This is a genomic window from candidate division KSB1 bacterium, assembly GCA_022566355.1.
Classification (GTDB): Bacteria; Zhuqueibacterota; JdFR-76; order JdFR-76; family DREG01; genus JADFJB01.
Genome location: JADFJB010000059.1, coordinates 12,015 through 27,068, shown reverse-complemented (window position 1 = coordinate 27,068; position 15,054 = coordinate 12,015). Strand labels below are relative to the sequence as shown.

The 15,054-nt window shown below is 41.8% G+C and carries 7 protein-coding genes; all 7 read left to right on the top strand.

Features of this window, described 5'->3' with window-relative positions; genetic code table 11:
- On the top strand, nt 1–910 hold a 910-nt coding region (locus IIC38_11645; GenBank protein ID MCH8126604.1), incomplete at its 5' end, for a glutamate dehydrogenase.
- A gap of 752 nt (nt 911–1,662) precedes the next feature.
- Entirely contained in the window at nt 1,663–2,700 is a 1,038-nt protein-coding gene (locus tag IIC38_11640; protein ID MCH8126603.1) for an FHA domain-containing protein, read from the top strand.
- A 681-nt stretch (nt 2,701–3,381) separates the two neighbouring features.
- Complete coding sequence (locus tag IIC38_11635) at nt 3,382–6,930, top strand: protein kinase (GenBank protein MCH8126602.1); 3,549 nt, start codon at nt 3,382–3,384, stop codon at nt 6,928–6,930.
- A 77-nt stretch (nt 6,931–7,007) separates the two neighbouring features.
- The gene (locus tag IIC38_11630) at nt 7,008–7,673 is read left to right on the top strand and encodes a hypothetical protein (protein ID MCH8126601.1); all 666 of its coding nucleotides are present in this window, start codon (nt 7,008–7,010) and stop codon (nt 7,671–7,673) included.
- Between the two features lie 247 nt (nt 7,674–7,920).
- Nucleotides 7,921–11,544, top strand: a complete 3,624-nt coding sequence (locus IIC38_11625) for a T9SS type A sorting domain-containing protein (protein MCH8126600.1) — start codon at nt 7,921–7,923, stop codon at nt 11,542–11,544.
- Nucleotides 11,545–11,697: 153 nt separating this feature from the next.
- Nucleotides 11,698–13,521 (top strand): cytochrome C, encoded by a 1,824-nt coding sequence (locus IIC38_11620; GenBank protein MCH8126599.1) that lies wholly within the window; start codon nt 11,698–11,700, stop codon nt 13,519–13,521.
- A 106-nt stretch (nt 13,522–13,627) separates the two neighbouring features.
- Nucleotides 13,628–15,043, top strand: a complete 1,416-nt coding sequence (locus IIC38_11615; GenBank protein ID MCH8126598.1) for a hypothetical protein — start codon at nt 13,628–13,630, stop codon at nt 15,041–15,043.
- Nucleotides 15,044–15,054: the final 11 nt, after the last annotated feature.

Sequence of the window (15,054 nt, the reverse complement as noted above, 5' to 3'; positions counted from 1 at the left end):
AGAAGTAATGCGGTTCTGCCAGGCATTTATGACTGAATTGTCTCAACATATTGGCGCTAACATTGACATTCCCGCAGGAGATATTGGCGTGGGCGCCAGGGAAATAAGCTTTATGTTTGGTCAATATAAGCGTTTAAGCCATGAATTTACCGGTGTCCTCACCGGCAAATCTTTAGAGTATGGCGGGAGCCTGATACGAACGGAAGCGACGGGATACGGCTGTGCTTACTTTATGGAAGAAATGCTTCAAAACCAGGGGGACTCAATTGAAGGTAAAACATGCCTGGTTTCAGGTTCAGGAAATGTAGCCCAGTATTGTACTCAAAAGATCATTCAATTAGGCGGTAAAGTTGTTACACTTTCCGATTCTTCCGGTTTTATCTATGACCCTGATGGGATTAATGAGGATAAGCTCAATTATGCAATCGATCTAAAAACGGTAAAACGCGGTCGGATTTCAGAATATGCTGAAAAATATAACTGTGAATACAACGCCGGTAAAAAACCATGGACGATCCCTTGCGATTTAGCCTTCCCATGCGCGACACAAAATGAAATCGAAAAAATGAACGCAGAAGATTTGGTTAATAATGGATGTAAAGCAGTCGCGGAAGGTGCAAATATGCCAACTACTGTAGATGGCATAAAAGTATTTCAAAACGCGAAACTACTTTATGGCCCAGGAAAAGCTTCCAATGCAGGAGGTGTTGCCGTTTCAGGCTTAGAAATGACTCAGAATAGTATCCGCCTTGCCTGGACTTCTGAAGAATTGGAATTACGTCTGAAAAACATCCATCAACAATGCGTTACTTACGGGGAGGAGAATGGATCTATCAATTATGTCAAAGGGGCTAATTTAGCCGGTTTCATTAAAGTAGCCGATGCGATGTTAGCCTATGGTGCCATTTAAGAAAACGCATAATAAGAACAATTCAAGAATTTTCAGTACTACCCAAAATAATAGGCCTGCTAAAATGCTAATAAATAACGTATTTTACTTATTGTAAAATTGAGAGTTAACAAATATAAATATTTGTTTTGATTATATACATCCATCTAACCATTCAAAAAAAAATAATTTCTCTTGACAAAACAATTATTTAATGTTAAACTTCTGCAAAATCTCTTGGTCCTGTAATTGTTGAAAATAGAATAAATAAAGACCAGTGCGCTATGTAATCTTCGAGTAGATAATTGCTTAAATATTCTTGATCTCAAAAAAGTAGTTTAGGTTTCGTTATACAAAATAAACAAAGTTTTAAAATTATTTAGAATTTGATAAATGGATTATTTGTTAAGCTTTTCATTTAAAGAACTTCTTTTCTACAAAATCTTTGTATAACTGCTCATAATCCGCTTGAATAGCGCTATTATAGACTTGAGAAATGATCGTTCAAAGATGTTACTGAAGTGGCGGAGCTATAGCTCGAAAAAAATTAAATAGTTACTTCTTAGAAAAGATTGGAATAAAATTGATTAAGGATATACTTTACCACTTGACGACGAAAGGTTTTTACTACCTACAAAAAAGGCATTGTGAACGAATAATTAAAACAGACTGACACATAAAGACTTCCTTGCAACGAATCTCTTCTTTTGCAGTTCTCTTGACTAATTTATCATATATTTGTAAATTGCTTTCATACTAAACTCATTTGATAAATGTCACCAGAGAATCTAACGGAATCTGAACAACCACTTGCTATCGTTTTAGTTGAGGCCAAACCGGGCAGCGGGCGAATTGTTATTCCCGGCGCAAAAAAGACAATTTCCCTGGTCGAATACCGGCAGACACAGAACGTGACTATTCCGGAGCACATGGTCGTATATAAAGAAAAAACCATCCGGATGGGCAGAGATGCTTCAAATGAGTTGATTCTCGACATTCCCAACGTCTCCCGGTATCATGCAATTTTAACATCATCGACCTCATCTCTTCGGGTGAGCGATTTGAAAAGCACCAACGGCACTTTTGTCAACGGCAATCCGGTGACCACTCCGGTAAAGCTCGAAACCGGAGACATCGTCGAAATTGGATCTGCAAAACTAAAAATCGAACTGCTTTCGGATATTGACTCTAAAACAAATTTGCAGCTTGTGGGAACGCGGTTTGATCCAATAACCACTTCCTGCGTCGTGACAGTTCTGGTAGCAGATATCGTGGGTTATACTAAACTCAGCGAACTTTTACCTTATGAAGATGTTACCAGAACGCTGCAGTCCTGGTTTGAAAGAATGACGCAAATTATTCGTGAATATGACGGCAAAGTTGACAAATACATAGGAGATTGTGTCATGGCTTTTTGGCCCGGCGAGGATTTAAACGCAAAGATTTTAGCGATTGAGGCAACCCGAGCCGCGGTTGAATTAAAAAAAGAGACCCGGTTTTTTTCAGAAAGTCCGGATTGCCTGCACGGGTACGCCTATGATTGGGACTGCCGTGTTTCTCTAAATACTGGCCAGGCAATGATTGGCACCGTTGGCGCACGCGGCTCCAGGGATTTTACTGTATTAGGGGACACGGTGAACGTGGCTTTTCACCTCAATACAGTCGCCGGCGCACGCGGGTATGATTTCGTTCTCGGCGACACGACCGCGAAACATATCGATGAAATTTTCAAACCTATAAAGCTTGGCCCAGTTGAATTAAAAGGTCGAAGACAGAAAACGATTGCTTACACTTTGCCGGAAACTTTTTGATTGAAGGTTAAAAAGCGAAACTGTTCTTGATAGATTTATATTCTTGAATCGCTTATTAAAATACCATCGACGTTTTCTGCTATGCCGCCGCCGTGGGGGGATAAACTCTATCCGCTGAATATTAATTAAAAAAGTCTCTAAAATACAAATCAATAAAGTATTTAACTTATTGTAAAATTAGGAGTTAATAAATATTAATAGTTGTTTTAATTTTTTACCTTCACCTTACCATGCAATAAAATATAATTTCTCTTGACAAAACAATTATTTGATGTTAAACTACGTTAACATTTTATGTAGAAATTGTTAAATAGGAATTTTAATGTCATCCTCCTCTGTAAATCTCTTAGATATGTAATTGTTGAAAAAAAATAAATAACGAATCCTCTGAACACCACTATTTTAGACTTCAGAAATGATCGTTGCAAAGATGTTACTGAAGTGATGGATATATAATTCATATAAAGTTAATTAGATGCCATTGAAAAAAAATTAGGAATAAAATTGACAAAGAACATACTTAACTCACTTGCGAAGTCATTTAACGTCGGGATACCATCTTGTCCAAAAATCACAAGTCGTTGCAGTATGATTAATCTGATTACGATGAGGCAATAGCATTATCATTTATGATAACCCCGTAAAATATTCCATTGGTCAATAATTATATTAATTCACGTAATGGAAAAGATTAGTAAATACCAGATACTCGAGGAAATTGGCAAGGGCGGAATGGGGGTCGTATACAAGGCCTATGACCCACTAATCGAACGCTACGTCGCCATCAAGGTTATTTCGGAAATAGTTTTAGAGATCCCCGAAATTAAAGCTCGATTCTATCGGGAAGCTAGAATCGCGGGCAAGCTAATGCACGAGAATATCACGATCGTCCACGATTTTGGTGAAGTGGACGGAAGAACCTACATCGTTATGGAATACTTGGAAGGTCCTGACCTGCGGCTGATAATCGACGAAAAAAAACCTTTAAACCTTCAGCAAAAATTGGACTGTGCAAAACAGATTTGCAAAGGGTTACAGTTTGCACATGCTAATAAAGTCATTCACCGAGATATTAAACCCGAGAACATCAAAATTCTGGAAAATGGCCGGGTCAAGATTATTGACTTTGGCATCGCCAAGCCCGATACTGGGTCTGCCGGTTCTGAAACCAAAACTTTGCTGACGCAGGTCGGAACGCGAATTGGCACCCCCTGGTATATGTCACCAGAACAAGTAAAAGGAATAGCTGTTGATTACAGGTCTGATATTTTTTCCTTTGGGGTTCTCTTCTATGAGTTTTTGACCTATAAAAAACCATTTGAAGGAGATGATACTACCGTTTTGTACAGAATTTTGCACGAGGAACCTGAAAAAATAGACTTAAAGGAAAGCGGCCTAGTAAATGAGATACAGACTATTCTATCAAAATGTCTTGAGAAAAATGTGGATTCAAGATATGATAATTGCTCTGATTTATTAAAGGATTTAGAAACCGTTCTTGACAAAGCACAAAAGGAAAGAAGGACAAAAGATTTACTAGAAGAAGCCCATTTGCTTGCAGAGCAGGATCGACTCAATGATGCCATTCTGAAATTTAATGAAGTCTTGCGTATTGATCCGAATCACAAAGAAGCAAACTTAAATATTAAAAGATTGATAGACAGGGAAAGAGAATCTGCAACAATTAAGATTTTGACTGGGCGGATTGCCGGCGAGACAATTTCTCATTTTAAAATTATTGAAAGGCTTGGCGGGGGTGGAATGGGAGTGGTTTACAAAGCCAAGGATATCACACTAAACCGTGTCGTAGCTCTTAAGTTTTTGTCACCTGACTTGACTCGCGACACTACAGCCAAAAAGCGTTTTTTGAAAGAAGCACGGGCCGCATCAGCTCTTGACCATCCTAATATTGGCACCATCCATGAAATAAATGATACTGAGGATGGTCTGATGTTCATTTGCATGGCCTACTATGAAGGAGAAGACTTAAGAGAAAAATGTATCAAATACAAAATGGAGATTTTAGAGTGTCTCAATGTCCTTAAGCAAATCGCCAGCGGTTTGGCTGAAGCCCATAAGCATAGCATCGTCCATCGAGACATCAAGCCAGCGAACATCATTATCACAACCGAAGGTCAAGTGAAAATTGTCGATTTTGGACTTGCTAAGCTCACAGGTGGCACAAAAATCACTACACCGGGCACCACCCTAGGCACACTGCCATACATGTCACCAGAACAAGTTAAAGGCCTTGACTTAGACCACCGCAGTGATATTTGGTCGTTCGGTGTGCTGATCTACGAGATTTTGACTGGTAAATTGCCGTTTGAAGCTGAATACGAAGCGGCCATGCTTTATTCGATTGTTAACGAAAATCCAATTGCTGTAACTGAACAGAATCCAAAAATCCCTTCTCAACTTGAGCAGGTAATAACTAAAGCCCTAAAAAAGGAGGTTAATGACAGATATGCTTCCATGCAAGAAGTATTGGATGATCTTGAAAATATTGATCAGCAGCTTTTTAAGGCTAAGAAAACGCAATCGAAACGGTCAGCAGAACTGGCAATGCTGATAGAAAACGGCAAGGATTATTTTGATACAAAGGAATACAGCGATGCTTTATCAAGATTTGAAGCTGCATCAATTCTTGATCCTAAGGATCAAGAATTGCTTGACTTAATTGACCAATGTAAACAAAAACAAGAAGAAGTACACCAGATCAGCAAACTTTTGACTGCGGGAAGGGGCCATTTTGAAAATGGCAAATATAAAGAGGCCCTAAATGCGTTCGAGCAGATTCTTTCCGTAGACCCTGAACATAAAGAATCTGCTGATTTCATTGAAAAGATTCAAAAAAAGATAGAACTGTTAGAACGGGTTGATGAACTAATATCGAAAGCGCAAGCGTACTTAGGCAAGAAAAAATTTGAGCAAGCCATTGAAACGTATAAGAGAATACTGGAAATTGAACCTCAAAATAAAGATGCAAGTAGCGGACTGAAAATAGCGGAAAAAAGTATAGAGAGTAAGCTAAAGAAAGCAGGGGTTGCTAGATCCATTGAAGTAGGAAGAAATCGTCCCCAAACTTTATTATATACTTTGACTGCTATCATAATTATCACAGGCTTTGTAGGAGGCTGGTACTATTGGCAGGATTTAAGGCAGGGAGATGAGGCTGAAATCTCTGGCTCTGTTGCTGATGTAAAACAAGCAACGCTTAACCTAACATCAGAAGCTAAAAATGCCAACACGGAAACCCTGGCGCCAGATGGCGATTCACTCACTGTACCGGCCAGGCAAAGAGACGATAATAAATCCGAGGTTGCAAATGCCGACAAAGGGGAAAAATTAATTGAAATCCCCGTTGATGTCGGTGAACTAATCGTTACCTCGTACCCTTCAGGAGCCTCGGTGTGGTTAAATGGGAAAAAAGTAGGAAACACCCCTTATAAGAACAAAAATATGGCAGTCAACAATTATGAAGTCATGGTCAGCCTCGAGGGATATCAAGATTTTTCACAAGCTATTAATGTGCGTCCAAATATATTGACCCCCATTGAGGCAAATTTAGCTGTGTTAACCGGCGCTATCGACATTACTTCAGAACCCTCCGGTGCCTCAATTATCCTGAATGGCCAGATTGAGGGTACTACTCCTTACCAACAAAACAAGAAAATTGGTTCATACAATATTATCCTGCGGAAAGAGGGGTATGAAGACTACGAAACTGTCATAGCATTAGAACCTAACGAAGTGAATCAGACTAATGGAAAACTGATCGCTTTAATCGGAGGATTAAAGATGCTGGTGCGGCCGTTTGGATCCATTTATATAGATGACAGGCTACAGAAAAAAGACGCCTTCGCCCAGTTTTCTATGGAGCTGCAAGTTGGCCGCCATAAGATAAGTGTTGTACATCCGACCTTGGGTACGTGGCAAAAGGCAGTAGAAATCCAACAAGACAAAACCCTGGATATTCCAATCGATTTCAACAAAAAGGTGGCAGTTACCATTCTCTCTCAGGATTCGGAAGGAAAACTAACCTGGGGAAGAATTTATATAGACAACGAAGACATTGGTCAGGTAACACCAAAAGAAATTAAGGTGTCTGTGGGTTTAAAAGAGATCTCAGTAAGACGAGAGGGTTATGTTCTCGAAGGCGGTGAACGGGTGATCAATTTTGAGGAAAACATGAAACCTTTAAAGTTTACACTCAAGAAAATCAGATGACTAATTTTGGTTACCCCCAAAATCGGAGACATTTAGATAATAATTTGGGGAAGACCCCATAAAGCCGGGAGGCCATTATGCAAACATTTAAACATAATTTGATAAACAAGAGATTGATAGGTTTTGTGATTTTGGCCTTTCTTAGCACAATTCTTCTAAACCCCTTGGCAAATTCAACAGCTTGGGCGCAGGATACATGTGAGGCGGCCGTGGCAAAGGCTGAACAGCAATACAAGGATGGTCTCTTTGATGATGTCATCAAAACTCTGGAAAGCTGTTTGCCGGTTGGTATCAAAGACGAAGAAAAAAGTAAGGCATATCGACTGCTCAGCCTGACCTTCCTCGCCAAAGACTATCTCGATCAAGCTAGAGATGCTATAAGAAAACTACTGGAATTGGCGCCCGACTGGCAGCCTGATCCGGTTCAAGACCCGCCACCTTTTACGAATATGGTAGGAGAAATGAGAAAACACATGGAGGAGGAAAAAAAGAAAGAGTTGGTTGAACAACCGCAAGAACAACCTGCTGAGGCTGACAAACCGATCGACGAGCAGGTTGCCAAGCCACAACCTCAAAAAAACGGTGGCAACAAGAAATTCTTGATAGGATTTGGTGTAGCGGCCATTGTCGGCGGGTTGGCGCTAGCTCTGGGAGGTGGCGGTAACGGTGGAACACCTACTGTTCCTCCTGTTACAGGCGACACGACATTGCCTAACCCTCCTGGTGCGCCTGGTGGCAATTGAATTTTCTAATCTAAACCTAAGGTGCGGTGAAGCCCCAATAGTCATATAGCCATCAGGGTAACCGCAAAAAGTTAAGGTACAGCTATTATTAAAAGAGACCCAGAGTGCTCACAGAAGCCACAAAGAAAAAATAAAATTATCTCAGTTCAGGGATTGAGATAGTTAAAAAGTAATGTCAGATCTAGTCATGAATGATCTCACTCCCTAATCTCCATATTTGTTGTGATTTAAATAAAGGAAATAAAAAATGATTAAAGGTAAGTTTTTGATAATCCTCTTTATGATGTTAAATTCGCTTGTTTTCAGTCAGGAAAAATTAGATGATATTTTAAAGCCTAAAAAATCATCGCCAAAGATCTTTTCTAAAGAAGGGTTTTCCAAGAAGGATTGGTTTCAAAAGCGGTCCCAAAAACTTAATTTACTACCTCCAGCAATTAAGCTTCTATCCATTGAAATAGTAGCTAACAGCACAGGGCCAATTACACCTCGTTTTATATATAAAGGTACAGTTGATTCAGCAGCTATTGATTTAGTGGCAGATCCAGATGAATTTACTGCACAAATAAATGGAGCTTCATCGTCTTCCGTTTCACCTGATGATGGGGGCCAATTTTATGTGTCTCAATCTGGCCCAGATGGAACGAATTTACAGCAGATGTTGAGGAATATAGATAATGTTGTGAGTCCGATGTATGAAATACGATTTGGTGATGATGAAGTTGGATTAGCTTACGATCGTTTTTTAACAGGAAGAATTTATAAGGTTCCTATCACTGGTTGGGATTTAAACGGAACACCGGATGATCCATCGGATGATATTCAGATGATAGTTGCAACTTTCCCGGCAGATTTTGCTGATAGCACTAGATGGGGGATAAGAAATGATATACCTTCTCCCTGGCCATTAAATCTTGCTCGACAATCAGATTGGATCTATTTAGTTTATCCTGAAAACAGTTATGAGGACCTTCAGGTGAAGTTCGAGAATCAAGAAGCTACCGGAATGCCCGATTTGACAGTTGGAGAAATTGTGGGAGCAGAAGTTTTAGCCCGTATTACCGTAAATTCCTTGGATGATAATCCTTTGACTACCATAAATTCAGCCAATGGCCTTCCCAGACCCAAAGCGGGTACCATTATCCGGTGGACATTTCAAATTATCCCTGGAATAGATATAGATAATCTTTACGGAGTAGTAGGGGCTGCGTATAGCGTCTCTCCTACTATAACAGGTTTCCCACAGCCAACTTTTTCACTTATTTCCGCACCATCAGGAATGACCATGGATGCAAATTCTGGTACACTCAATTGGACGCCGGGTTCCGGGCAAGAGGGTTTTCATGATATCGTATTAGAGGCTTCAAACGCCGCCGGTACCACTCAGGAAACTTTTACTATTTGGGTGGATGCTTTCCCCAGGATGCATCTGGAACATAACAATAACAATACTGTACTTTCTGTATTCAACAGTGGCAAAGTAGGAGGCCGTCCAGATCTTAGCCTTGGTTCTGGTTTTCAATTTAACGGGATGAACGGCCTTTTCGATGGGAATGTGGTGATAGGTCAGTCAGAATCACAAGTTTCAGGAAGATTGGATGCGCTTGAGGATGACAGTCATTTTGCAACAGGTCCTATGAGTCCAATAACACAAAGCCCTATTCCCGGGTTTGATCAGGCTTTCACGAGCACTTTTAGCGATCGACGCGCTGATAACCCCATAGGGATCACTATTTCCCAAGATTCCTATTCAAAATCAACGCCGCCTGACGATGATTATGTCATAATGGATTATACCATTTTCAACGAAACCACAACGGATCTAAGCGGCATCTATTTTGGTGTGGCAATAGATTGGGATGTGGGTTCTGCTGGCAACAATCTTGCAGGATTCGATAGTGTCCGAAAGCTCAGTTATGTGTTCGAAGCTGACGGTGCAGACAATCCGAATTATTATGGCGTTCGTGTCCTTTCAGGTGAAGTTTCCGGACATACGTTCAATGCCCAAGTAGACGACGGTGGCGACTCCTTGCTTTTTAGTTGGATGATTACATTTGAAGATACGCCAACGGATACCACTGACTACCGACCAATGATCTCTGTTGGGCCGTACGAAATACCGGTTGGTGATGGCGTCAGAGCCGTATTTGCCATTGTAGGTGGCACGGACTTAGCCGATTTGCAGGCTAATGCCGATGCTGCACAGGCGGCTTTTGATCAAGCTGGTTCAGACGTTAACCCACCAGTAATCACACACTCTGCAAATTCTTCCATATCATCAGGCCAAAGCCAAACCATCTCAGCTACAATAACCGATAACGTGGACGTGCAATCCGCAACACTTTTTTATCGCCGCGGTGGCGCAAGCTCTTATTCTTCGAGCGTCATGACAAATACAAGTGGAGCAATTTGGGAAGGGGCCATTCTGCCCAACTTCGTTACTGAAAGAGGTGTGGAATACTACTTTTCTACTCAAGACCCAACAGGCAATTCAACGACATTTCCAGCAACGAACCCACAAGACAACCCGGAGATTATTCAGGTTACCAGCAGCAATTTGTCTTTCTCATCGCCAAACTTGGCTTACCGTATGATTTCCGTGCCCATCGATTTGGATAATTCCTCGCCATCGAGTGTCTTTGTGGATGATTTGGGAACTTATGATGATACCCAGTGGCGTCTTCTGCGCTATATAAATGGCAATTTTGATGAATTTCCTAATACGGGAAATCTGGATCCCGGACGAGGATTTTGGTTCATAACCAGAGGCTCAAAATCCCTTGGTACTGGGTCAGGAAAAAGCGTGACTACTGAGGGGAATTACGTGATTAATCTACAAACAGGATGGAATCAGATCGGCAACCCGTTTGCCTTTACAGTTAATTGGAGCGATGTGGTTAAAGGCACTAATGTTGAAAATCGTCTGGTCGGCTACTCCGGTTCGAGCAACGATGCCACAGGTTACGACTTTATGCGTACTCAGTTGGTGCCCTACCAGGGCTATTTCGTCAACAACTTAGGCGGCACGACCACAATTGAAATTCCACCAAAATCTTCAACTGGCAATAGTGTCGTTGCCAAACAAAGTTTGGGCTTGTCGGAGCTTTTTAAATTGCAAAATGATGAGTGGGCGCTGCAGCTCACTGCGCAAAGCGGCCGCTTTTTGGACAAAGATAATTACATTGGCGTTTTAAACGGAGCATCCGACGAGTGGGACAAAAACGATTTTTCCGAGGCGCCGTTTTTCGACAGCTTCGTGTCGCTCTATTTTCCCCATGAAGATTGGGACACCTATCCCGGTCTTTACACTGGTGATTTTCGCTCCATCAACACTGAAGGTCACTACTGGGATCTTCATCTGAAATCCAATATCCCGAATTCTGAAATTGTCTTGTCTCTGGCGAATGTTCAGAACCTGCCCATTGAGATGGAGGTTGTTTTGATTGACAAGACCAGTCGGATTTCTGTCAATCTAATCGAACAAAATGCGTACACATTCATCGCAGGCGAAGAAGGTACTGAACGAGATTTTCGAATTGTCGTGGGTCAAACAGATTTTATCAATAGCAACGATTTGGGGTTTTCAGGAATTCCGGAAGCATTTACGTTGTCCCAAAATTATCCCAATCCATTCAATCCTGAAACCCGCATCAACTATGAATTGCCCACAACGAGTCTCGTTAAGATTGTTGTTTTCAATTTGAGGGGACAGCTTGTTCGAACCTTGTTAGATGCAAAACAGAGCGCCGGTCGGTACACAGTTAGTTGGGATGGAACCACGGATCAAGGTATCCCCATGGCAAGCGGCGTATACCTGCTTCGCATGACAGCAGGCGAATTTTTGAATGTCAGAAAGATGCTTTTGACAAAATAAGTTGTTAAAATCTTTGATAAAATGTACAATGACTTAGTTCCACTTAGGTTTGGATCTTATAAAACCACCAACACAACGGTTTTTGCTGCCATCGTCGTTGGGGAGCACACTGTGGCCCTATAGTAACTTTTTTAGAAAAAATTAGGAAAACTAATGACTATATACATATCTTACCGGCAAAGTAGTGCTCTTCATTTTTTTCAGAATTTCAGTTTAGCTTGCATAATGATTTTGCTTTTATTCCCCGATCTACTTTCCGCACAATCTTCTAACGAAAATGACGCGCTTTTGGAAGCAAAATTTCCTTCTGCCGCAACCTGCAGGACATGCCATCCTGATCATTATCGGGATTGGGCTGTCTCACCGCATGCTTATGCCCAGATGAGCCCCATCTTTAACGCTATGCAAGCCACGGTCTTAAAAATTACGAATGGTACCAACGGCGATTTCTGTATTCGTTGCCATAACCCGGTTGGCATGAATCAAAATGAACCCGAATTTATGACCAATATAGATCGCCACCCAACCTCGCGGGAAGGAGTAACCTGTATTGTTTGCCATCGCTTAAAGAATGCCTACGGCAAGGTTAGTGGCAGGTTGGCTATTGTTGAAGGCGATATTTTTGATACGGTATTTGGCCCAACAGGAAATGAAGAACTCAGTCGCGTGATTTCAAGTGGCGAATACAATGTCAATACTGAGCGAGGCAAACCAGGACGAGCAATTCACACCAACATTATAAAATTAGATCAAATGTCGACTTCAGGATTTTGTGCTACTTGCCACGACGTTAATCTTGTGAACGGATTTCGATTAGAGGAAGCATTTAGCGATTACAAAACTTCACCCGCAAGCAAGAAAGGTGTGTCCTGCCAAGACTGCCACATGGGAAAGGAGCCGGGTAAACCTTTAGGGTACGAAATAGCTCCTGCAGCTATTGTTGGCGGTAAGCTGACCAAACCACGAAAGCGAACCAACCATATGTTCGCAGGTCCGGACTATTCTGTGATACACCCGGGTATTTTTCCGCACAATTCACAAGCTGCCGATTTGGCAACTATCCGCGAATGGTTGACCTTTGATTATGAAGCAGGTTGGGGCACAGATGAATTTGAAGATAGCATCCCGGAAGGATTCGAGTTTCCACCTCGGTGGACTTCTGTTGATGACCGCTATGATGCTCGAGACATAATCGCAGAGAATCTCAAATCATTAAAAGAAAGTGAGAAGCAGCGAAAGCAAGTGCTGCGGGCAGGTTACGAATTAGGCGAGATACTCATTGAGAAAGCGGATAACTCGGGTATCGTTTTTAAAGTTCAAGTGAGCAATGTTACAGACGGCCATAGTGTCCCAACCGGCTTTGATGCCGAACGCGTGGTATTTCTCCAGGTGACTGTTACCGATAGCCAGGGGAAGGTTGTTTTTAAGTCCGGTGATCAAGACCCCAATGGCGATCTCCGGGACGCTCATTCACTCTACGTGCATAATGGTGAACTTCCTCAAGACAAATATTTATTCAACCTACAATCAAAATTTCTTGTCAGATTGCTACGAGGTGGTGAACGCGAACAGGTTTTGGCGTTGAATTATTCTTCCAGTCCTTTGCCATTTTTACGACCTTCAACAAGATCGACTATTTTGCTGGGACGCCCGGTGGGAGCGCGAAAGCACAGAACGGTATTGCCACCGCTTACCAGTAAGTGGCCCAGGTATGAAGTGAAGTCTTCTGAACTGGCTGGAAGCATTGCTCCTTATAACGCCAATATTAAATTGATTGCAGGGATGGTTCCTATTAACCTTGTCCATGAGATTAAAGACGTTGGATTTGACTATAATATGTCAGCTCGTGAAGTGGCCGATAAAGTTCTTGCCGGCCATCTGGTCTTATGGGAGCGCAATATAAATTTGAAGCCTGGCAGGATATCCTCTGATATTCAATCAACACAGAATAATAATAATTCTAAAGAGGGGAAATAAAGCTACGTTGACCCATTCTATTTTAAAATTTCTTCGATATTTGACCACTGGATCCATTTTTTGCCTTATTTTTTGGGGCAACGCGTTTTCCAATCCTTTTTTTGGAATGGAGAGATTAACTTCTATAATCCAGGCAGATACACTCAAAAGAAATGATAAAGCCAATAATAACAAAAATGATGACAAAAAGCATAAGGGCAAACACGATAGTCGAATAACTGATAAGTATATACCGTTGCAATTAAAAAATTTCCCTCAAAGGCCAAAACCTCTTCTTGAGATTGGGCAGAAATTTCTTGGAACCGGAACCCTAAATCAAGGCATTAAGCTTCCAACCGGAGCAGTGTGGCAGCCCTATTTTATTGCCTTCGGTACTTACCGAACGGGATTGCAGACCTTTGACAACGGAACTACGCAAGTGTCCGAATGGGCAAACCGCTTCGATTTATTTGGAAATCTGTATCTAACGTTTACAGAAAGGCTTTTGTTCGGTTTTCGTCCACTCGATCAGAATGGCAGATTTACAGGGGTTACTTTTCAACCCGATCCATTAAATAATGGTTTTGAAGATGAGTTGAATTTCGAACTAACGACGCTATTTTTCGAAGGTGAATTTGGTGAACTCTTTCCCAATTTGGACAGAGATGATAAACGCGGTCTCGATTTCGGTTTCTCAGTGGGACGGCAATTAATTAGCTTTCAAGAAGGGTTGCTTATTAATGATAACATCGACGCTGTAGGAATAACCAAAATCAACGGGAAAAAATTTGGAGCAGTCAATTTTCGTTGGACCCTTCTGTACGGCTGGAACCAGATTAATCGGACCAATTTACCCGAGCAGGATAGCAGCGCCTCAATGGTCGGATTCTTTACCGAAACCGACTGGCGAAAAAGTACAGTGGCTTTCGATGTTGTTTATATTAATTCTAACCCGATTACCGGGGATGGAATTTATGCTGGATTGAGCGCAGTCCAACGCCTGGGTAAATATAATACATCCTTCCGGGTTGTGAGCTCCTTGCCAATAGGTGAAGAAAGTCAGCACAACGAACAGGGCGTCCTTCTGTTCAGCGAAATATCCTGGACCCCGCAAGGCAATCATAATTTGATCTATTTCAACAGCTTTTGGGGCATCAAGAATTTTCGGTCTGCAACTCGCGGACCTGCAATGGGCGGCCCTCTTGGTCGCACAGGTATCCTGTTTGCTAGCGTTGGATTGGGCCGCCTCGGCGCGGCGGGATCGCCATTGGTCAACCGGGCAGATGAATCGCTGGGTGGAGCGTTGGGTTATCAAATGTTTTTCGCTCATACCCGAAAACAACTTCTTTTTGAGCTGGGTGGCAGACATAGTTCGTTAGACGACGATCAATCTGCCGTGGCCGGAGGTGCACGTTTTCAATCGGCTTTTGGCAGGAGAGGAATTATTGTTGTGGATGGATTTGCTGTGTACGAGTTCGACGTACCTGTTAGCACAAATGAATTCCGTTTTGGTGGGCGACTGGAGCTTTTATTCAGATTTTAGAACGGATGACT